At 71.4% G+C, this 19620-nt stretch carries 18 protein-coding genes and 1 tRNA gene; 6 read left to right on the top strand and 13 right to left on the bottom strand.

What is annotated here, in order from left to right:
• The first annotated feature begins 9 nt into the window (after nt 1–9).
• Nucleotides 10–567, top strand: a complete 558-nt coding sequence (locus tag ACYVJJ_RS08425; protein WP_460832670.1) for a 1,2-dihydroxy-3-keto-5-methylthiopentene dioxygenase — start codon at nt 10–12, stop codon at nt 565–567.
• A gap of 78 nt (nt 568–645) precedes the next feature.
• Nucleotides 646–1341 (top strand): acireductone synthase, encoded by a 696-nt coding sequence (gene mtnC, locus ACYVJJ_RS08420; protein WP_460832668.1) that lies wholly within the window; start codon nt 646–648, stop codon nt 1339–1341.
• A 7-nt stretch (nt 1342–1348) separates the two neighbouring features.
• Here mtnC and ACYVJJ_RS08415 read toward each other — a convergent pair whose 3' ends face one another.
• The 12 genes from ACYVJJ_RS08415 to hisS form a co-directional block, all read right to left on the bottom strand.
• A complete protein-coding gene (locus tag ACYVJJ_RS08415) occupies nt 1349–2962 on the bottom strand; it encodes a calcineurin-like phosphoesterase C-terminal domain-containing protein (protein ID WP_460832666.1) in 1614 nt (537 codons plus the stop codon).
• A gap of 59 nt (nt 2963–3021) precedes the next feature.
• Nucleotides 3022–3648: a bifunctional phosphoribosyl-AMP cyclohydrolase/phosphoribosyl-ATP diphosphatase HisIE gene (gene hisIE / locus ACYVJJ_RS08410; RefSeq protein WP_460832665.1), complete on the bottom strand. Its 627-nt coding sequence runs from the start codon at nt 3646–3648 to the stop codon at nt 3022–3024.
• A complete protein-coding gene (gene hisF / locus ACYVJJ_RS08405) occupies nt 3641–4414 on the bottom strand; it encodes an imidazole glycerol phosphate synthase subunit HisF (protein WP_460832663.1) in 774 nt (257 codons plus the stop codon). Before hisF ends, hisIE begins: the two co-directional genes overlap by 8 nt.
• A complete protein-coding gene (hisA, locus tag ACYVJJ_RS08400) occupies nt 4408–5172 on the bottom strand; it encodes a 1-(5-phosphoribosyl)-5-[(5-phosphoribosylamino)methylideneamino]imidazole-4-carboxamide isomerase (RefSeq protein WP_460832662.1) in 765 nt (254 codons plus the stop codon). Before hisA ends, hisF begins: the two co-directional genes overlap by 7 nt.
• A complete protein-coding gene (gene hisH, locus ACYVJJ_RS08395; protein WP_460832660.1) occupies nt 5169–5765 on the bottom strand; it encodes an imidazole glycerol phosphate synthase subunit HisH in 597 nt (198 codons plus the stop codon). The genes hisA and hisH overlap by 4 nt, the downstream gene beginning before the upstream one ends.
• Entirely contained in the window at nt 5762–6865 is a 1104-nt protein-coding gene (gene hisB, locus ACYVJJ_RS08390; RefSeq protein WP_460832659.1) for a bifunctional histidinol-phosphatase/imidazoleglycerol-phosphate dehydratase HisB, read from the bottom strand. The genes hisH and hisB overlap by 4 nt, the downstream gene beginning before the upstream one ends.
• Nucleotides 6862–7941 carry a histidinol-phosphate transaminase gene (gene hisC, locus ACYVJJ_RS08385; RefSeq protein ID WP_460832657.1) on the bottom strand — a complete coding sequence of 360 codons (1080 nt, stop codon included), beginning with the start codon at nt 7939–7941 and terminating at the stop codon, nt 6862–6864. Before hisC ends, hisB begins: the two co-directional genes overlap by 4 nt.
• On the bottom strand, nt 7938–9236 hold the full coding sequence (gene hisD, locus ACYVJJ_RS08380; RefSeq protein WP_460832656.1) for a histidinol dehydrogenase: 1299 nt from the start codon (nt 9234–9236) through the stop codon (nt 7938–7940). Before hisD ends, hisC begins: the two co-directional genes overlap by 4 nt.
• On the bottom strand, nt 9233–10141 hold the full coding sequence (hisG, locus tag ACYVJJ_RS08375; protein ID WP_460832654.1) for an ATP phosphoribosyltransferase: 909 nt from the start codon (nt 10139–10141) through the stop codon (nt 9233–9235). The genes hisD and hisG overlap by 4 nt, the downstream gene beginning before the upstream one ends.
• Nucleotides 10142–10147: 6 nt before the next feature.
• Nucleotides 10148–10465 carry a YerC/YecD family TrpR-related protein gene (locus tag ACYVJJ_RS08370; RefSeq protein ID WP_460832652.1) on the bottom strand — a complete coding sequence of 106 codons (318 nt, stop codon included), beginning with the start codon at nt 10463–10465 and terminating at the stop codon, nt 10148–10150.
• A gap of 423 nt (nt 10466–10888) precedes the next feature.
• Nucleotides 10889–12790 carry an HAL/PAL/TAL family ammonia-lyase gene (locus ACYVJJ_RS08365; RefSeq protein ID WP_460832651.1) on the bottom strand — a complete coding sequence of 634 codons (1902 nt, stop codon included), beginning with the start codon at nt 12788–12790 and terminating at the stop codon, nt 10889–10891.
• Entirely contained in the window at nt 12787–14178 is a 1392-nt protein-coding gene (hisS, locus tag ACYVJJ_RS08360) for a histidine--tRNA ligase (protein ID WP_460832649.1), read from the bottom strand. The genes ACYVJJ_RS08365 and hisS overlap by 4 nt, the downstream gene beginning before the upstream one ends.
• A 146-nt stretch (nt 14179–14324) precedes the next feature.
• On the opposite strand from hisS, the gene ACYVJJ_RS08355 reads away from it, so the two are divergent.
• Nucleotides 14325–14401: transfer RNA gene (locus ACYVJJ_RS08355), tRNA-Pro, on the top strand.
• A gap of 172 nt (nt 14402–14573) precedes the next feature.
• Nucleotides 14574–14867 (top strand): hypothetical protein, encoded by a 294-nt coding sequence (locus ACYVJJ_RS08350; protein WP_460832647.1) that lies wholly within the window; start codon nt 14574–14576, stop codon nt 14865–14867.
• Nucleotides 14868–14869: 2 nt separating this feature from the next.
• Here the strand turns inward: ACYVJJ_RS08350 and ACYVJJ_RS08345 are convergent, their stop codons facing one another.
• Entirely contained in the window at nt 14870–15337 is a 468-nt protein-coding gene (locus tag ACYVJJ_RS08345) for an antitoxin Xre/MbcA/ParS toxin-binding domain-containing protein (protein ID WP_460832646.1), read from the bottom strand.
• A 318-nt stretch (nt 15338–15655) separates the two neighbouring features.
• Between ACYVJJ_RS08345 and ACYVJJ_RS08340 the strand changes: the two genes are divergently transcribed.
• Nucleotides 15656–17749 carry a tetratricopeptide repeat protein gene (locus ACYVJJ_RS08340; protein WP_460832644.1) on the top strand — a complete coding sequence of 698 codons (2094 nt, stop codon included), beginning with the start codon at nt 15656–15658 and terminating at the stop codon, nt 17747–17749.
• Nucleotides 17749–19620, top strand: coding sequence for a poly-beta-1,6-N-acetyl-D-glucosamine N-deacetylase PgaB (gene pgaB / locus ACYVJJ_RS08335; protein ID WP_460832643.1), 1872 nt, complete (start codon nt 17749–17751; stop codon nt 19618–19620). The genes ACYVJJ_RS08340 and pgaB overlap by 1 nt, the downstream gene beginning before the upstream one ends.

The raw sequence follows: 19620 nt of genomic DNA, 5'->3' as shown, positions 1-19620 counted from the left end.
GACACTGCCATGAGCCGCCTGCGCATCTTCGACGCGTCCACGCCGGACCGCCCCGACTTCACCTCGACCGACGCCGAGGCCATCGCGCGCGAGCTCGCGCCGATCGGCGTGGGCTTCGAGCGGTGGGAAGCCAGCAAGCCCATCCAGCCGGGCGACGCGCCCGACGTGATCCTCGACGCCTACCGGGCCGACATCGACCGCATCGTCGCCGAGCGGGGCTTCACCACGGTCGACGTGGTCTCGATCGCGCCCGATGCGCCGCATCGCGAGGAGGCGCGCAAAAAGTTCCTTGACGAGCATTTCCACAAGGAAGACGAGGTGCGCTTTTTCGTCGCCGGATCGGGCATGTTCACGCTGCACGTGGACGGCAAGGTCTACGAGATGGTCTGCGAAGCCGGCGACCTGATCTCGGTGCCGGATTCCACGCACCACTGGTTCGACATGGGACCGGAGCCCAACTTCGTGGCGATCCGCTTCTTCCAGCAGCCCGACGGCTGGATCGGCCACTTCACCGGCACCGATATCGCGCAGCGCTTCCCGCGCTTCGAGAAGGATCCGACCGCCTGACGCCGGGACCCCGCGTACCCGCAGGGCCCGGCGCCGCGCGTCGGGCCCTTTTCACTGACACCGACCCGCGAGCCCCCCATGCCCGTCCGCGCGATCCTCACCGACATCGAAGGCACGACCAGCAGCATCTCGTTCGTCAAGGACGTGCTGTTCCCGTACGCGCGCCGTGCGCTGCCCGGCTTCGTGCGCGAGCGCGGCGGCGAGCCCGAGGTGCGTCGCTGGCTCGATGCGGTGGCGACCGAGCACGGCGCGGTGTGCAGCGACGACACGATCGTGGAAATCCTTCAGGGCTGGATCGACCAGGACCGCAAGCACACCGCGCTCAAGGCGCTGCAGGGGATGATCTGGGACGCCGGCTATCGCAATGCCGACTTCACCGCGCACATGTATCCGGACGCGGCCGAGGCTCTTCGCGAATGGCATGCCGCCGGCCTGCCGCTGTACGTCTACTCGTCGGGCAGCGTGCCGGCGCAACGCCTGTTCTTCGGCCACAGCTCTGCCGGTGACCTCACAAGTCTGTTCTCGGGCTGGTTCGACACCGAAATCGGCGGCAAGCGCGAGGCGGCGAGCTACCGTCGCATCGCGGAGGGCGTCGGGCAGCAACCCGGCGACATCCTGTTCCTCTCGGACATCGTGGAGGAGCTCGACGCCGCGCGCGAGGCGGGCCTGCAGACCGTGCTGGTCGACCGCCTCGAGGACTATCCGCAGCCGCGCCGCGGCGATGCGACCGGCGGCCACCGGCGGGTGGAGCGCTTCGCCGACGTCGGCGTGTGACCACGGCTCAGGGCGCGACCTCGTCGAGACGGTAGTCGATCGACGCGCGCTGTTCGCCTTGCCACGGGTCGAGATGCCGCACGTCGACACGGTGCGTGCCTGCGGCGAGGTCGGTCGGCAGTGCGCCGCGGAACAGATGCGTGGAGGGCTGTGCTTCCGGCGAGCGGTCGTAGCCGCGCGGCCGCGCGGCCTCGTCGTCGCGAACGTTCTCGGCCAGCAGTCGCGGATCCGGGCGTTCGACGCGCGGCATAGGACGCCAGTCGCCCCCGTCCACGCGGTATTCCACGCGCGAGCCTGTGTGCGCCATGAAGACGTTCGCATAGACGCCCCAGGCCGGGTACGCACCGCGGCGCAGCACGCGCGGCGCATGGAGCGCCATTGCGGACGTCGCCGACGGACCACCGTCGCCGAGGCGTGCCGGATGCCAGCTCAGTGCGTAGTCCCCCCGTGCATCCACGCGCATGCGGGCATGGCCGTTCGGAGTGCCATCGGCCATCGTCGCGTCCGGGATGCCCTGCGCATCGCGTACGCCCGACCAGAACGCGCCGCAGACGGCGCCGACGTTGAACTCGTGCAGCGGGGCCTCGGCGCGCCAGCCGCGTGCGCGGTCGTGGAAGACATGGCGTTGCACGTGCCCGTGGCCGCTGAGCACGAGCCGCTTCGGGAAGCGCTCCAGCAGACGGAACAGACGCTCGCGGTCGGCGTGGCGGAAGGTCTCGCGGCCGTCCTCGTCGAACAGCGGAATATGCAGTGCCAGAACGAGCAGGCGCCGCGGATCGAGCGTGGGCAGGTAGGCCTCGAGGAAGGTGAACTGGTCCTCGCGCAGGCCGCCCACGTAGGCGGGTCGCTGTTCGGGCCGGTAGATCACGTCGTCGAGCACGACGAAGACCGCCTCGGGCTCCTCCCAGGCGAAGGTGTCGGGGCCGAAATGCCGGCGGAACGTGTCGAGCGAATGCGCGTCGTCCGGCGCGTCGAAGTCGAGGTCGTGATTGCCGGCCGCATGCAGCCACGGCGTACGCAGCCGGCGCGTCACCGCGTTGAGCGCCGGATAGAGGGCGAGGTCGTCGTTGGCGACGTCGCCGAGCGTCAGGCCAACGTCCGCCGCACGTGCGCCGCCGTGCGCGGCGACCAGGGGATCGACGACGTCGCGGGCGTAGTGGCCCACGTCGGTGAGTGTCGCGGTCTGGGGGTCGGCGAAGACGAGCACGTCGAGTGGGCGCCGACGGGCAGGTTCGCGACGCAGCGCGAATGCGCCGCAGTGCGCGCCGTCGCGGGGCAGGCCGCCGTAGCGCAACGCGGGCGCCTGCGGGTCGGGCACCGGCTGCCAGTGCGCTGGCAGGCCGTCGTCGCGCGTGCCGACCCGGTAGCCCGCCGGCTTGATGACGAACAGCGGCCGCCCCGGCGTGGGCGGCAGTGCATAGCGGCCGTCGCGTCCGGTGATGGCGATGCGCAGGCCGTCGGAGACGCGGACGCCGGGAACGCCCGGCTCCCGCGCATCACGCCGGCCGTCGCCGTCGCGATCCTCGAAGACGACCGGTTCGCAGACCGCGGCACGGGCAGGCCCGGCGACGCCGAGCAGGACAACGAGCAGGGAGGCGATGGCGTGGCGCACGGCGGGCATCGGTCGCGGAGGCGCTGCAGAGCCTAGCAGCGGGCCGCGCCGACGCCGTGCCGGGGCCGTCAGCCGGCCGCGTGCCGCTCACGCAGCAGCGCCTCCACATCGGCCAACGCGAGGCCGCGGGCGTGCAGCAGCACCAGCAGGTGATACAGCAGGTCGCCTGCCTCGCCCCGCAGGGCATCGGCGTCCTGCGCGACCGCCGCCAGCGCGGTCTCGACGCCCTCCTCGCCCACCTTTTGCGCGATGCGGCGCACCCCACCCTCGAATAGCCGCGTGGTGTAGCGCCCCTCCGGACGTTCGCGCTGCCGACGCGCGATGAGCGCATCGAGTTCGCCGAGGAAGCCGCCGGGCGCGGACGGGAAGCAGCTCGCCCGGTCGAGGTGGCACGTCGGGCCCTGCGGCGTCGCGAGCACCAGCAGCGTGTCGGCATCGCAGTCGAGCTGCAGGTCGACCAGTTCCAGCACGTGGCCGGACGACTCGCCCTTCGTCCACAGGCGCTGCTTGCTGCGGCTGAAGAACGTGACCCGGCGCGTCTCGCAGGTGTGCCGCAGTGCCGCGGCGTCCATGTAGCCGAGCATCAGCACGCGCAACGTGGCGGCGTCCTGGACCACCGCAGGCACGAGCCCGTCCTGCTTGGCGAAATCGATCTGGACGACGTCGAACGCGGGAATGAAGGGCGCCTCAGACATGGCGGACCTCGATCCCCGCGGCGTCGAGCTGCCGCTTCAGGGCTGGAATCGCGACGTCCCCCGCGTGGAAGACGCTCGCCGCGAGTGCACCGTCCACGTCGGCCTCGCGGAAGACGTCGACGAAGTGCGCGGCGCTGCCCGCACCGCCCGAGGCGATCAACGGAACACGGCAGGCGGCGCGCGCGGCGCGGAGCTGCACGATGTCGTAGCCGGTGCGCACGCCGTCGCTGCCCATGCAGTTCAGCACGATCTCGCCGGCGCCACGGTCCTGCGCCTCGGCGATCCAGTCGAGCGTGAGGCGTGCGAGCGCCCGGGTACGCGACGGGTCACCGGTGTACTGGCGCACGCGCCACTCGCCATCCTCGTCGCGCAGCGAATCCACGCCCACGACCACGCACTGCACGCCGAAGGCGTCGGCGAGTTCGTCGATGAGTTCGGGCCGATCGAGTGCGGGGGTGTTGATCGAAACCTTGTCGGCGCCGGCGTGCAGCACGATGCGCGCGTCCTCGACCGAGCGGATGCCGCCGGCGACGCAGAACGGGATGTCGATCAGCCGCGCGACGCGCTCGATCCAGTCGCGATCCACGCGCCGCGCCTCGGGGCTCGCGGTGATGTCGTAGAAGACGAGCTCGTCGGCACCCTCGTCGCGGTAGCGCAGCGCGAGTTCGACGATATCGCCCATGTCGACGTGGTCGCGGAAGCGCACGCCCTTCACGACGCGACCGTCGCGGACGTCGAGGCAGGGGATGATGCGCCGGCTCAGCATGTCGCACCCACCGGCGTTCGCAGCCGTTCGACCGCATCGGTGAGCGTGAAGCGGCCGTCGAGCAGGGCCTTGCCGAGCACGATCCCCGCACAGCCCGCGGCGCGGGCGGCATCGACGTCCGCCGCCTCGCGGGCGCCGCCGGATGCCTGCAGCCGCACTTCCGGCGCGTGCCGGTGCAATCGCGCGTAGAGCTCGAGGTTGGGACCGGCCAGCATCCCGTCGCGCCCGATGTCGGTGCACAGCAGGTGGCGAAGGCCGGCATCGCGATAGCGGTCGAGGACGTGCTCGAGCCGCGCGTTGCTGCCCTGCGTCCACCCGGCGGTGGGCAGCGTCCAGCGGCCACGTTCGTCCGGGCGCGTGTCGAGCGCGACGGTGATGCGCTCGACGCCGTAACGCACGAGCCACGTACTCACGAGGTCCGGCTTGCGAACAGCGAGCGAGCCGATCACGACGCGGTCGACGCCGGCGCGCAGCAGGCGCTCGACGTCCACCTCCGAGCGCACGCCGCCCCCGCTCTGCACGCGCAGCCCGGTCTCGGCCCGCAGGCGCTCGAGCAGCGGCGCGAGCGTCCACCCGCCGTCACGCGCGGCGTCGAGGTCCACCAGGTGCAGCCAGCGCGCGCCCGAGCGCTCGTAGTCGATCGCGAGTGCGACCGGATCGGTGTCGTAGCGCGTCTCCTGCGCGTAATCGCCCTGGCGCAGGCGCACCACGCGGCCTTCGCGCACGTCGATCGCGGGGTACAGCTCGAAGTCGCTCATGGCTCGATCCGGAGGAAGTTTTCGAGCAGCCGGGCACCGGCGGCGGCGGAGCGCTCGGGGTGGAACTGCGCGCCCATGCGCAGCCCGTCGCGCACCACCGCCGCGAACGGCACGCCGTGCTCGCAGGTGGCGAGGGCGGCGTCCGTCACCGGCGCCGCATAGCTGTGGACGAAGTAGGCGGCCTCGCCCTCGGCGACCCCGGCGAGGAGCGGATCCTCGCGACGCCGCGCAAGACGGTTCCAGCCCATGTGCGGCACGCGGATGCCCGGCGCTTCGGGCAGGCGTCGCACGCGCCCGGGCAGCAGCCCGAGGCAGTCGACGTCGCCCTCCTCCGACGAATCGAAGAGCAGCTGCATCCCGAGGCAGACGCCGAGCAGCGGCTGCCGCAGCGAGCGCACCAACTCGACGAGCCCGAGCTCGTGCAGCCGCGCCATGCCGGCCGGTGCGGCGCCCACCCCGGGCAGCACCACGCGCTCGGCGGCGGCGATCTCGGCCGGGTCGGCACTCAGCCGCGCGCTCGCGCCCAGCCGCTCGAAGGCGTACCGCACCGAGCCGATGTTCGCGCCGCCCGCATCGATGAGCACGACGTTCACAGCACGCCCTTGGTGCTGGGGAGATCATGCCCCGAGCGTGCGATGGCCTGTCGCAGCGCGCGCGCCACCGCCTTGAAGCTCGCCTCGACCACGTGGTGGTCGTTGCCGCCGCGCACGCGCAGATGCAGGTTGAGGCCCGCCGTCTCGCAGAGCGACCGGAAGAAGTGCGGCACCAGCTCGGTGGGCAGGTCGCCGACCGCCTCGCGCACGAAGGCGCCGTCGAAGACGAAGTACGGGCGACCCGAGAAGTCGACCGCGGCGCTCGCGAGCGTCTCGTCCATCGGCAGCGTGACCGCGCCGGCGGCCGGCGCGGGGTCGGCGCCGTAACGGCCGATGCCGCGCTTGTCGCCGAGCGCCTCGCGCAATGCCTGCCCGAGCGCGAGCGCGACGTCCTCGACGGTGTGGTGCTCGTCGATGTGCAGGTCGCCCTCGCAGCGCACACGCAACGCGAAGCCGCCGTGCTTGCCGAGCTGTTCGAGCATGTGGTCGAAGAAGCCCAGGCCGGTTTCGACGTCGGGCTCGGCGGCACGGTCGAGGTCGACCTCGACTTCGATCGCCGTCTCCTTCGTTCGCCGGCTGAGCCGCGAGGTGCGCGGCGCATCGACCAGGGCATGCGCGATGCCGGGCCAATCCCACTCGCCGCCGAAGGCGGCGGTGCGCAGCTGGAACGCGCGCACGCCGAGGTTGCGCGCGAACTCGACGTCGGTGGGCCGGTCGCCGACCACGGCCGAGCGTGACCAGTCGATGTCGCGATCGCGCAGGTAGGGCAGCGCGAGGCCGATCTGCGGCTTGCGCGTCGGCGCATTGTCGGCCGGGAAGCTGGTGTCGATGAGCACGTCGCGGAAGGCGATGCCCTGGCTCTCGAACAGCTGCATCATCAGCGCATGCGGGCCATCGAACGTCGCGCGCGGGAACGCCGGCGTGCCGAGGCCGTCCTGGTTGGTGACCATCACGAAGTCGTAGCCGGCGTCGCGCAGGCGCAGCATCGACGGCACCACGTCGCGCACGAAGCGAAGCTTTTCGTATGCGTCGATCTGGAAGTCCGCGGGCTCCTCGATGAGGGTGCCGTCGCGATCGACGAACAGGATCGGCCGGCTCATGCGGCCACCCGCGCCGCGAGCGCGGCGACGACGCGATCGTTCTCGTCCGGCCGGCCGACGCTGATGCGCAGCGCATCGCCGAGCGCGGGATTCGCACGCATGTCGCGCACGACGATTCCCGCCTCGAGCAGGCGCTCGAAGGCCGCCTGCGCATCGGAGAAGCGCACGAGCAGGAAATTCGCCTGCGACGGGTAGACGCGACGAATGCCCTGCACCGATGCGAGCGCCGCCGTGAGCCGCGCGCGTTCGCGGACGGCCGTGGCGACGCTGCTGACCGTCGCTGCGCGGGCCGCCGGCGACAGCGCGGCGAGCACCGCTGCGACGACGGGCGCAGGCAGCGGATACGGCGCCTGGCAGCGGCGCAGCACCTCGATCAGCCGGGCGTCGGCGACGACGCTGCCGAGGCGAACGCCGGCCAGCGCGTGCGCCTTCGACAGCGTGCGCAGCACGGCGATGCCCGGGCGGCGGTCGAGGAGCGAAATGGCGGAGGCGCCGTCGGCGAACTCCTGGTAGGCCTCGTCGACCACCACGAGCGCCCGGCCCTCGAGGCGCGCAGCCAGCGCATCCACCGCCGCGAGGGGCAGCGCACCCCCGGTGGGATTAGCCGGGGAGCACAGGAAGACGAGCTTCGCGCCGCGGGCGATCGCCGCTTCGGCGACGGCATCGAAGTCGCAGGTGAAGCCGTCCACGCCGTCGCGCAGCGGCACGTCCACCACCGGCGTCGCATTCAGCCGCGCGCTGACCGCGTACATGCCGAAGGTCGGCGACGTCACCACGATCGCGTCGCCGCCGGGGCGGCACAGGGCGCGCACCAGCAGGTCGATCGCCTCGTCGCTGCCCCGCCCGGCCAGCACCTGCTCGGGCCGGCAGCCGTACAACTCCGCGAGGGCCGTGCGCAGGCGCATCGGCTGCGGGTCCGGATAGCGGCGCAGCGTGGCGGAGAGATCGGCTAAGTTCGCGACCGCGCCCTCGTTCGCATTGAGCCAGACGTCGCCGTCGAGGCGCTCGCTGCGCGCGGAGCGATAGCCGGCGAAATCGCGCAGGTCCTCGCGAACCAGGTCGAGCGGTGCGCTCATGCGAGCGCCTCCAGCCGGAGCGCGACCGCACTGCGATGCGCGTCGAGCCCCTCCGCCGAGGCGAGCTCGACGGCGCACGGCCCGATCGCCCGCAGGCCGCCCTGCGCGACCTCCTGCACCGTGATCGCGACCTGGAAGCTCGCCACGCTCAGCCCGCCCGTCGTGCGCGCGGCGCCACCGGTGGGCAAGACGTGGTTGGTGCCGCTGCAGTAATCGCCGAGCGCTTCCGGCGCCCAGTCGCCGAGGAAGACCGAGCCGGCCACCTCGACGCGCGGCAGCCACGCGCGTGCGTCGCGCAGCGCGAGGATCAGGTGCTCGGGCGCGTAGGCATTGCTGACGTCGAAAGCGTCGTCGAGCGAGTCGGTGAGCACGAGGCGCGACTGCTCCAGTGCGCGCCGCGCGATGTCCGCGCGCGGGAGCCGGGCGAGCTGCGCATCGACCGCCACGCGCACCGCGTCGAGCAGGCGCGCGTCGTCGGTGACCAGCAGCACCTGCGAGTCGGGCCCGTGCTCGGCCTGCGACAGCAGGTCCGCCGCGACGAAGGCCGGGTTCGCTCCGGCATCGGCTATGACGAGTACTTCCGACGGGCCGGCCGGCATGTCGATCGCCGCGCCACCATCGGCCATGGAGACCTGGCGCTTGGCTTCGGTGACCCAGCCGTTGCCCGGGCCGAACAGCTTGTCGCACTTGGGCACGGCCGTCGTGCCGAACGCCATCGCGGCGATCGCCTGGACGCCGCCGAGCCTGAAGATCGTGGTGATCCCGCAGCGCGATGCCGCGTAGAGCACCGCGGGATCGGCGCTGCCGTCCGGGCGCGGCGGCGTGCAGAGCACGGCGCCCGTGCAGCCGGCCAGGCGCGCGGGAACGCCGAGCATCAGTGCCGTGGACGGCAGCGGCGCGGATCCGGCCGGCACGTACAGGCCGACGCGGCGGATCGGCCGTAGCATGCGCTCGCACTGCACGCCCGGCGCCGTCTCGACGCGGATTTCCGGCGTCATGCCGGCGCGGTGGAAGGCCTCGATGCGCGACGCCGCGTCGTCGATCGCCGCCACGAGGGCGGCAGGCAGCGCGTCGCGCGCGGCGTCGATCTCCGCGCGGCCGACCCGGAAATCGTCCAGCACGACGCCGTCGAACCGCTGCGTGAGCTCGCGCAGCGCGGCGTCGCCGCGGGCGCGCACGTCGGCGATCAGGTCGGCGACGGCCTGGGTGACCTCGCCCGCGCTGCGCTGCGCGGGACGCCGCAGCGCCTCCTCGCGCTGTGCGGTGTCCAGCTCGGACCAGCGGATCGTCCTCATGCCAGCATGCTCTCGACGGGCAGCACCATCAGCCCCTGCGCGCCGGCACGCTTGAGGTCCTCGAGCCGTTGCCAGGTGAGCCGGCCGTGGCAGAGCGCCTGCAGCGCGAGCCGGTCGGCGCCGTCCACCTGCAGCATCGTCGGGGCGTCCGCGTCGGGCAGCAGCGGGAGGAGTTGCGGCAGTGCGCTGCGCTGGGCCTGGAACATCAGCAGGCGGCTGTGGCGGGTGCGCAGGGCGCCGTCCAGGCGACGCAGCAGCAGCTCCGCGAGGCCGGCGCGCTCGCCATCGAAGTCGTTCGCGGGCGCCGCGAGCACCGCCTCGCTCTCCAGCAGCGTCGCGACCGGCTTGAGCTGGTTCGCCGCGAGCGTCGCGCCGCTGGAGACGAGGTCGCAGACGAGGTCGGCCTGCCCGAGGCGCGGCGCGATCTCGACCGAGCCCGAGAGCATCACCACCTCCGCGCCGATGCCCTGCTCGTCGAGCCAGGCCTGCAGCAGCGCGGGGTAGCTGGTCGCGATGCGCCGCCCTTCGAGCTGCTCGGGGCCGCGCCAGTCCCAACCGTCCGGCACGGCGAGCGCGAGCCGGCAGCCGCCGAAGCCGAGCGCGCGCAGTTCGCGGAAGGCCGTCGGCGCGCCACCGCGGCGACGGTCGCGGTCCTGTTCCTGCAGCACGTTGCGCCCGACGATGCCGAGGTCGCAGACGCCGTCGGCGATGAGGCCGGGGATGTCGTCGTCGCGCACCAGAAGCAGGTCGATCGGAAGCGCCTCGCCGTAGCAGAAGAGGCGGTCGCGGCTCTCGCGCCAGCTCAGCCCGCAGGCGCCGAGGAGTGCTCGCGCGGGGTCCGCAAGGCGGCCGGACTTCTGGATCGCGATCCGCAGGCGGTCACGGGGTTCGGGGACGATGCTCATGGGGAATTACTCGGTGACTTTGCTGAGGCTGCGCTCGATGGCCGTGCCGTAGCCGCCCGTTCCGCGCTCGAGGGTCCGGGCGACACGCCCGATCGTGGTCACGCTGACGAGCGTGCGGTCGTGGATTTCGCGGTAGGGCACGCCCTCGCGGATCAGCGGCACCACGCGCCAGCGGTCCGCCATGGCCTCGAGCTCCGCGGGGGTGCAGAGATCCTCGAGGAAGGCGAGTACGTCGGCGGGGCGCTCGAGCGCCGCCAGCGCCCGCGAGAGCGATTCGAGCGACGCCTGCCTCTCGGCAGCGTCCAACGGCGGGCGGCGTTTCATCGTCGTCCAATGTATTAATGCGTTATCACATTGTGGCGACGGTAAGGGGCGACGTCAACACTTATGTGGTGCGTGCACCTTCTCGGGGAATGGCGGCCGCCGTGTGCCTTGTGCCTTGTGCCGTGTGCCGACGGCCGCCGTCGCATGGGTGCAGTGCGAGTGCTGCGCTCCGCGCCGATACAGGGCTGCGGTCACCAAGTCGCGCGCGGTGGCTTACCGCGCACCCGTGATCTCGCCGAGGCTGCAGGCGCCAGAGCCGCGGAACTGGCCTGTTCGACGGCGACGGGCGTGGGGGCCCTACGATCCTCGGATGTACGCAACGAGCGAATAACGGGTCGGCACCGGAGCGGCGCCGATGCTGTGTGAGCGCGCCAACCGCGACGCGCCAGCCCCGACTCGGCGGCCGCGTCGCAGGGCCGTTCCCTAGCCGCAGAGCGCCGCGCGCGCCGCCGCGAGCACGCGGCCCTCGGTCACGAGCCGTACCGCCGCCTGCACGTCGCCGTCCATCGCGCGGTCGAACGGCATGAAGGCGATGCTCTCGCGGATCGCTGCATGCGCCGCGGCCACCGCACGGCCCGGGCCGAAGGCTTCGGCGGAGGCCAGCTCGGCGCGCAACTGCTCGACTTCGTCGAGGAACTGCGCATGCCCGTCCCCGCCGGCGAGCGGTGCGCCCGCGACCTTTGTCGCGAGCTGCTCGGTCGACGAGTCCCGGGCCAGCGCGCGCGCCGCGTTGATCATGTCGCGACGAAGGTCCAGCGCCTGCGCTGCGGTATACAACTCGAGGCCCAGCACCTTGCCGAGGTCGTCGACCATCGCGAGCACGTGCCGCGCCTCGTTCGCGCCCATCGAGACGTGGTCCTCGGCATTCGCACTGGTCGGGATGGAATACACCGACGCAGGCATCGCGCGGCTCGCCAGGTCGTTGACGATCGCCGCCGCCGTGTACTGCACGATCATGAAGCCCGATTCGGTCGCATCCTCGTTGCCGATCAGGAAACCCGGCAGGCCGTCGTTCGTGGCGGGATCGACCAGCTTGTTGAGGCGGCGCTCGGCGATGCTCGCCAGCACCGGGATCGATGCCTTCACGTAGCTCATCGCGAGCGCGAGCGGCATGCCGTGGAAGTGACCCGCCGACACCACCTGCTCCTCGACGTGCTCGGCCTGCGCGTCGGGGAAGACGATCGGATTGTCGGTGAGCGAATTGAGCTCGATCTCGAGCACGCGCGCGGCCTGCGCGACGGCGTCGCGCACGGCACCGTGCACCTGCGGCACGCAGCGCAGCGAATAGCTGTCCTGCGGCTGGTGCTTCTTGCCGCCGCGGAAGGGGCGGAAGCGCCGGTAGAACTTCTCGCGGCCGTGCCGCTGCGAGGTCGGCACCCAGTCCCAGCCGATGTCGAAGCGCAGTTCGCGGGCCTCGTCGGTCTCCCAGCTTTCCGGCAGCCACGGGCGGAAGCGCGGCACGAGGTGGTAGGGAATATCCGCGAGCGTGGAGCCTTCGAGCAGGCGACGGAGGTGCGCCGCCACGGCCACCTGGCCGGGGTGCGGCCGCAGCTCGTGCACCGCTTCGGCGAAGGCGCCGAGCCGGCCGGCGAACGCGTCGACGGTCATCGCCGCGGCGAGGTCGGCGGTGTCGAGCAGATCCTCGAGCTTGCCGAGCGCGAGCACGCCGGTCGCAAGCATCTGCGCCGTGCCGTTGTTGAGCGCCAGGCCCTCCTTGTACGAGAGCGTGACCGGCTCGAGCCCGGCGCGTCGCAGCGCCTCGCCACCGGGAAGGCGCTTGCCTTCGTGGAAGGCTTCGCCGCCGCCGAGCAGCACGATCGCCAGGTGCGAGAGCGGCGCGAGGTCCCCGCTCGCGCCAACCGAGCCCAGCTGCGGCACCACGGGCACCACGCCCGCATTGAGCATCGCGACGAGCGCGCGCAGGGTCTCCACGCGGATGCCCGAATGCCCGCGCATCAGCGTATTGATGCGGATGCAGAGCATCGCGCGCACGACGGTGGGCGCGAACGGCTCCCCGACGCACACCGCATGCGTGACGATCAGGTTGCGCTGCAGCTCGGCATGGAGCGACTCGTGCGGATTCGCCGCGTCGCGCCCTGCACCATTGCGCAGGCGGTACGAGCCGAGCAGGCGATCGGCATTGCTCCCGAAACCGGTGGAGACGCCGTAGATCGGCTCCTCGCGGCCCACCTGCTCCGCAAGGAATTGTGCCGCGCGCGCAACCGCGGGCAACTCGGCCTCGTCGAGCTCCACCGGCGCGCCATGCGCGACCGCGAGCACCTGCGCGCGCGTGAGCGAGCGTCCATCCAGATGCACGGGCTTCATGCGCGCGCCGCCTGCGGCTGTGCGAGCTCCACGCGCAGCGTGGCGGCGAGCTCGGCGCGGTCGACCTGGAACTGGTCCTCGCGCCGCAGGTCCTTCACCGTGACGCGGTTCGACGCGATCTCGTCCTCGCCGAGCACCACGACGAAGCGGATGCCGGCGCGGTCGGCATAGCGGAACTGCTTGGCGAGCTTGGACGGCTCCATCACCACCTCGGTGTTGAAGCCGGCGTGGCGCAGCTCGGAGGCGACCGCGAGGCAATGCGGCAGGTGCGCGCCGTCCATCTGCGTGACCAGCACCTGCACGGTGCTCGCCGCCGGGCCGAGCAGCCCGGCCTCGCGCAGTTGCCAGAACAGGCGCGTCAGGCCGATCGAAATGCCCACGCCCGGCAGCTTCGACTTCGTGTAATGGCTCGCGAGGTCTTCGTAGCGGCCGCCCGAGCAGATCGAGCCGATCTGCGGGTAGTCGTTCAGCGTTGTCTCGTAGACGGTGCCGGTGTAGTAGTCGAGCCCACGGGCGATCGACAGGTTGAGCGCATAGGCCGATTCCGGGACGCCCATCGCATGCAGGAGGTCGAGCACCTCGCGCAGCTCGGCGATGCCGCGCTGAAGGGCCTCGCTCGGCGCACCACTCGCGGGATCGCCGAGGCGGTCGAGCACGGCGATCGCATCGGCACGCGAGGTCGAGCGCACTTCGACGAAGCGCAGGATTCGGTCGACGGCATCCGCCGCGAGTCCGAAGCCTTCGCCCGCCAGCGTCTCGCGCACATAGTCGGCGCCGCGCTTGTCGAGCTTGTCGACCTCGCGCAGCACCAGTGCCTGCAGCTGCGGATCGGCGACGCCCTGCTGCTCGAAGAAGCCGCGCATGAGCTGGCGGTTGTTGAGGTGGATCGTGAACGCGCCGACGTCCAGCTCGGAGAATACGCTGTGGATCACCGCCGGCAGCTCGGCGTCGAAGCGCACCGAGAGCGCGTCTTTGCCGATCACGTCGATGTCGCACTGGTAGAACTCGCGGAACCGCCCGCGCTGCTGGCGCTCGCCGCGGTAGACGCGCTGCATCTGGTATCGACGGAACGGAAACGCCAGCTCGTGCTCGTGTTCGGCGACGTAGCGCGCGAGCGGCACGGTGAGGTCGAAGCGCAACGCCATCTCCGGCAGCCCCTCGCCGCCCTTCTCGAGCGCGCCGGTCGACTGCACGAAATACACCTGCCGCTCCGTCTCGCCGCCCGACTTGGTCAGCAGCACGTCCGACAGCTCCATGACCGGCGTCTCGACGGGCAGGAACCCGAAGCGCTCGAAATTGCGCCGGATGACGTCCAGCATGCGCTGGAAGGCGATCTGGTCGGGCGGCAGGAGTTCGAGGACTCCGGCCGGCGTGCGTGGCTTGATCAAGCGCGGGCTCCGCGGGGTGGACGCTGGACGCGGAAGTTTACCGGCCGGTCGCCCGCCGCCCTATGCCGACGTGCCCGCGGCGTCGCGACATTCACGCCCCCTTGTCGAGGCGGGTGGGGGACCGCTAGAATTCGCGGCTCTGCCGTCGGGGTGTAGCTCAGCCTGGTAGAGCGCTACGTTCGGGACGTAGAAGTCGCAGGTTCGAATCCTGTCTCCCCGACCATCTGATTCCGCTGTATGCAAGAAGCCGGCCCCGCGCCGGCTTTTTTGTTGCGTGCGCGCCGATGCAGGCAGCCGCGCCTCGTCCGTCAGGCCGCAAGTGCGCCGGTGCGCACCGGTGTGCTCCGGCCTCGATCCTCACGAATGCTCCACCCGGACGGGCGCACTTTGGCCGCATGCGCCTGCTCGACGCCCAGCTCCACCGTATCAGCCTCCGCGACGCCGCAGGCTGCGCGCTGCTCGCGGCACTCGTCTGCGCCTCGAGCGCACTGTTCGGCTGGGCAACGGGAACCGGAACGACGTTCGCCTTCGAGCTGTTTCCGGGCGTACTGCTGGGCTGCCTGATGGCGCGCGCAGGCATCTCGATCGTGCGATCGCCGCTGGCCGCGATCGCACTGACGCCGGCCCTCGTATCGCTGATCGCAGGCTCGGCCTTCGTCGCCGACGCCGTCGCAGGCGTCGTCCGCTAGGCCTATACGCGAAGCCGGCCGAGCGGGAACGCGACGCCGTCGACGAGCAGCGGGCCGCGCGCATCGCGTGCCGACTGCGGTGGCTCGAGCGAATCGCGGACATCGGCCTCGACCACGTCCAGCACGCGCTGCACGCCGCATTCCGTGCCGAACAGGCTGCGCGGCGTGGCGCCGAGCGCCGGCGAATGCGTGTCGAGGAAAGCGTGCACGCGCTCGGCGCTGCCGTAGACATCGCCGAGCGCCCGGTGCAGGCGGACCAGCGTGAGCGCACGCCGGCCCTCCGGCGAATCGGGGTCGAGCAAGGCCTGCGACCCGAGGAGGCTGTCGACCAGTCTGGCATCGGTCGCCAGGATGAACTGCAGTAGCTGGCGATCGAGATCGAGCGTCTTCGTCGCCCGCAGCGCGCCGTAGGTCAGTGCCTGCGCCGACGCGAAGCCGTCGAGCACCTGGTAATCGCTGGTGTTCCCCATGTGCGAAGCCTTGGGCGCATCGCGTGACGGCCGGGTGCACGGATCCCGTTGAGGCCCCGTCGAAACTGAACCACGACGAACCCGCCCTGGAATCGACGCGACGCCGGGACGCGACGTCCGCCGCAAGGCGGACCACCCGCGGTCGACATGCGGCAAGCGGCGTTCGGCACGGCCGCTCGCACGGTAATGCTAGCCAGAACGCCGGCTGTCCGAAAAAATGTGACGTATTGCTCCGTTCAGCGCACGTTGCCTTCACACCTGAATCGGAACACTCCGCTCTAAGGCGTATTCCCACCCCGACTGTTTCTGGAACGTTACGTGCGACTCCAATCAAAACAAGCACTTGCGTTACTCCTGCCGCTCGTTCCGGCGCTGTGCGCCGCCCAGCAGGCGGTGACGCCGGCTGGACGGCCCGTCGCGACGCAGTCGACGCCCCTTCCTGCAGTGGCCGATCGCGCGACCCGCGACCGGCTCGTCGCCGAGGCCGAGGCCCACCGCAAGGCCGAGCGCTGGGCCGCGGCACTGGCGATCTACGAGCACCTGCTGGCCGCCGACCCGCGCGACGACGTCGCGTATCGGATGCGCGCGCTCACGCTCGCCGACCTCGGCGCGGCCTACCGCGCAAACGAGCTGCTCGCAGCCTGGCCGTCGGCCTTCGCCGACTTCCAGCGCGACCGGATCCAGGGCGACGCGGTGGCCCGTGCGATCGGCTGGGGCGCGACCTACCAGGAGCGCGAAGAGACACGCGACGCCGAAATGGAGCGTGCGCTCGCCGCGCTGCGCGAACGGCAGGCGCAGGGCGACCGCACCAACTGGGAAAAGCGCCGGCTGCGGATGGATTCGTTGCTTGCGCTGAACGCGCTGCGCCGGTTCGAGGAGACCGTTGCCGAGTACCGCGCGCTCGAGCGCGAGGACGCCAACCTCCCCGCCTATGTCCATGGCCCCGCGGGTGATGCGCTGCTCGCCCTGCGTCGGCCGGAAGAGGCCGAGTCCGTCCTCAAGAAGGCGATGGCGCTCAATCCGCGCGACGTGGATACGCGGATCCTCCTTGCGTATGCCTACATCGAGCAGGAACGCTTCGACGACGCCTACCTGCTGATGGACGACCTCGTGCGCTCGCAGCCCGCCTGGGCACGGCGCGAGGGCGCGCGGCAGAGTTACGAGAACTGGGACCGCTACAAGGCGGAGCTGGCGCAGGCGATGATGATCTCGCTGGGCCACGACCATGCCCGCGCCCACGACATGCTCAACGCGATGTCGCGCACGGGGCCGCGCCATTCCGGCACGCAGGCCGCGCTCGGCACCGTGCTGCATCGGCAGGCGCAGCCCACCGCCGCGCTCGAGCGCTACGACATCGCACTCACCCTCGACCCGCGCAATCGCGATGCCGGGATCGGGCGCGTGTCGGCACTCTTCGACCTGCAGCGTGCCGACGAGGCCGTCGATGCGCACCGCGCCTTGCGCGAGCGCTTCAAGAACGACATGCACGTGGCCCGCCTCGATCGCGAAGTCGCACTGCGACTCGGCTCGCAGGGGCGCGTCGGCGTCGTCTGGGGGCGCAACGATCCCGAGAGCGGTGCCACGAGCTCGCCGTTCGGCGTGCGCGATCGTCGGATCGGGCTCGAGGCATGGTCCCCCCTGCTCGGCTACCGCTGGCGCGTCGGCCTGGTCGGCGACGAGGTGAGCGCGGAGTTCCGCCCGGACACCGTGCGCTACCGGCGGCTCGGCGCGGCGGTCGACTATCGCTACCACCAGCTGGGCCTGCGGGCGTCCGTCTATGCCGTCAGCGAGCCCGACGACGACAGCGCCTGGACGCTCGACGCCGCGTGGCGACTCAACGATGCATGGACGCTCCGCGGGCAGGTCGCCGAGAACGACGTGGAGACGTCGCTGCAGGCCCGGCGTGTCGGCATCACCGCGGATTCCGTGTCCGTCAGCGCGAGCTGGGCACCGAGCGACCTGCTCGCGATCGACGGCCGCCTGAAGCGCCTGCGCTACGACGACGGCAATGACCGCGACCAGGCGAGCGTGTTCGCGCGCTGGCGCATGTACACGGCGCCGCACCTGCTGATCGATGGGCTCGCGTCGGGCTGGTGGAGCCGCGGCTCCGAGGTCGGGCGCCCGTACTTCAATCCCGGTCGCGATGCGATGGCGACGGTGGGCGTGCGGTTCGACCATATCGTGTGGCGTCGCTACGAGCGGCACCTGCGGCAGAAGCTCGAGCTGCACGCCGGCCCGTACTGGCAGCAGGGGTTCGGCACGGCGTGGGTGCCTTCGGCGTCCTATCGCCACGAGTGGCGGCCCGCGCAGGGCCACACGCTCGAATACGGTGTCTCGTGGTCGCGGCCGGTCTACGACGGGGGCCGCGAGCGGCGGCTCGCTTTCGAGGCGGCCTATCGGTGGGGGTTCTGATGCGTTTCGCGGCTCTGGTGCTTTTCCTCGTCCTCGCCCTGCTGGTCCCCGGGCGCGCCGACGCGCTCCTCGTGCTCAGCTATCACGACATCCGTGACGACGTCGCGGCAAAGGGCGACCCCGACCCGTTCGCGGTGTCGACCCGCAACTTCGCCATGCAGCTCGACTGGCTGCGGGCGCACGGCTACGTGCCCGTCAGCGCGAAGGCCGTGCGGGACGCGCGCAGCGGCGGCCGTGCGCTGCCCGACAAGGCCGTCCTGCTCACCTTCGACGACGGGCTGCGCAGCACCTACACCCATGCGCTCCCGCTGCTGAAGGCGTATCGCTACCCCGCGCTCGTGGCGGTGGTGACGAGCTGGATGGACCTTCCCGCCGATGCGCGCGTGCCGTACGGACATCGCGACTTCACGCGTGAGGACTTCCTCAGCTGGGCGCAGCTGCGCGAAATGCAGGCGACGGGACTGATCGAAGTGGCCTCGCACAGCCACGCGCTCCACACGGGCGTTCCCGGGAACCCGCAGGGCAACCAGCTGCCGGCCGCGATCACCCGCCAGTGGAACGGCGGTTACGAGTCCGAAGCGGCCTACCGGGCGCGCGTGCGCCAGGACCTCGAACGCAGCGCCGCGCTGATCGAAAAGAACACCGGGCATCGCCCCGAAGCCATCGTCTGGCCGTATGCGGCGTACAACCGCGTAGCCAATGCGCTGGCGGCCGAGCTCGGCATGGACATGTCGTTCGACCTCGAGGGGCGCTTCGCCGAGGTCGACCTCGGCCAGACCGGTCGCGACAGCCTCACCCAGGGCGGCGAGAGCCTGGCGCGCCTGCTGATGTACAACAATCCCGACATCGGCGATTTCGTGCACGAGCTGCGGCGCGATATCCGCCTCGACGGCATCCGCGCGATCCAGGTCGACCTCGATTACGTCTACGACCCGGACCCGGCGCAGACCGAGCGCAACCTCGGCGTGCTCGTCGAACGCATCGCGCGCATCAAGCCGTCGCACGTCTACCTGCAGGCGTTCGCCGACCCCGACGGTGACGGCGCGGCCGAGGCGATGTACTTCCCCAACCGCCACATGCCGATGCGAGCGGACCTGTTCAACCGCGTCGCCTGGCAGCTCCGGACGCGCGCCGGCGTGGCGGTCTATGCATGGATGCCGGTGCTGGGCTTCGACCTGCCCGACACCGAGCGCCAGTCGCGCCTGCGCATCACGGCGAGCAACCCGCAGGAGATCCCGCGTCTCGATCCCACGCGCCCCGAGGCGGCCGCGCTGATCGCCGATCTGTACGAGGACCTTGCGATCTCGGCGCACTTCACCGGCATCCTGTTCCACGACGATGCCTACGTGCGCGAGGACGAGACGCTGGCCGACGGCACGCCGACCGGCAGCGCGCGCACCGAACGGCTCATCCGGTTCACCCGGCAACTCGAGGAGCGTGCCGAGCACTGGCGCCCGAAGCTCATCACCGTGCGCAACCTGTTCGCGCAGCCGGTGCTCGAGCCCGCGAGCGAGGCCTGGTTCGCGCAGCAGCTTCCCGCGTTCAACCGCGCCTACGACTACACGGCTCTGATGGCGATGCCCTTCATGGAGAAGGCCGCGCGTCCCACCGACTGGCTCGAGCACCTGACCCGGCAGGTCGGTACGCATCCCGACGGCTTCGACCGCACCATCTTCGAGCTGCAGTCGACCGACTGGCGCGACTCGCGCCCCGTCGACCCGGCCGTGCTCGAAGCACAGGCCCGCCGGGTGCTCGCGCTCGGCGGCCGCCACCTCGCCTATTACCCGGACGACTTCCTGAAGGACCGGCCACCCCTCGACAGCGCGCGAGCCGTGATCTCCGCCCGCGCTTTCCCGTACCTCGAGCGCTGA

The organism is Lysobacter humi (ex Lee et al. 2017) (assembly GCF_054781815.1).
This window is presented reverse-complemented; position numbering and strand designations above follow the sequence as displayed.

What these genes read in the sequence shown, in the direction of transcription:
- pgaB (WP_460832643.1), top strand. Translation starts at nt 17,749, where the DNA reads ATGCGTTTCGCGGCTCTGGTGCTTTTCCTCGTCCTCGCCCTGCTGGTC.
- ACYVJJ_RS08415 (WP_460832666.1), bottom strand. Translation starts at nt 2,962, where the DNA reads ATGCCCGCCGTGCGCCACGCCATCGCCTCCCTGCTCGTTGTCCTGCTC.
- hisA (WP_460832662.1), bottom strand. Translation starts at nt 5,172, where the DNA reads ATGAGCGACTTCGAGCTGTACCCCGCGATCGACGTGCGCGAAGGCCGC.
- hisF (WP_460832663.1), bottom strand. Translation starts at nt 4,414, where the DNA reads ATGCTGAGCCGGCGCATCATCCCCTGCCTCGACGTCCGCGACGGTCGC.
- hisC (WP_460832657.1), bottom strand. Translation starts at nt 7,941, where the DNA reads ATGAGCGCACCGCTCGACCTGGTTCGCGAGGACCTGCGCGATTTCGCC.
- ACYVJJ_RS08370 (WP_460832652.1), bottom strand. Translation starts at nt 10,465, where the DNA reads ATGAAACGCCGCCCGCCGTTGGACGCTGCCGAGAGGCAGGCGTCGCTC.
- ACYVJJ_RS08365 (WP_460832651.1), bottom strand. Translation starts at nt 12,790, where the DNA reads ATGAAGCCCGTGCATCTGGATGGACGCTCGCTCACGCGCGCGCAGGTG.
- ACYVJJ_RS08425 (WP_460832670.1), top strand. Translation starts at nt 10, where the DNA reads ATGAGCCGCCTGCGCATCTTCGACGCGTCCACGCCGGACCGCCCCGAC.
- mtnC (WP_460832668.1), top strand. Translation starts at nt 646, where the DNA reads ATGCCCGTCCGCGCGATCCTCACCGACATCGAAGGCACGACCAGCAGC.
- ACYVJJ_RS08345 (WP_460832646.1), bottom strand. Translation starts at nt 15,337, where the DNA reads ATGGGGAACACCAGCGATTACCAGGTGCTCGACGGCTTCGCGTCGGCG.
- ACYVJJ_RS08350 (WP_460832647.1), top strand. Translation starts at nt 14,574, where the DNA reads ATGCGCCTGCTCGACGCCCAGCTCCACCGTATCAGCCTCCGCGACGCC.
- hisG (WP_460832654.1), bottom strand. Translation starts at nt 10,141, where the DNA reads ATGAGCATCGTCCCCGAACCCCGTGACCGCCTGCGGATCGCGATCCAG.
- hisIE (WP_460832665.1), bottom strand. Translation starts at nt 3,648, where the DNA reads ATGTCTGAGGCGCCCTTCATTCCCGCGTTCGACGTCGTCCAGATCGAT.
- hisD (WP_460832656.1), bottom strand. Translation starts at nt 9,236, where the DNA reads ATGAGGACGATCCGCTGGTCCGAGCTGGACACCGCACAGCGCGAGGAG.
- hisB (WP_460832659.1), bottom strand. Translation starts at nt 6,865, where the DNA reads ATGAGCCGGCCGATCCTGTTCGTCGATCGCGACGGCACCCTCATCGAG.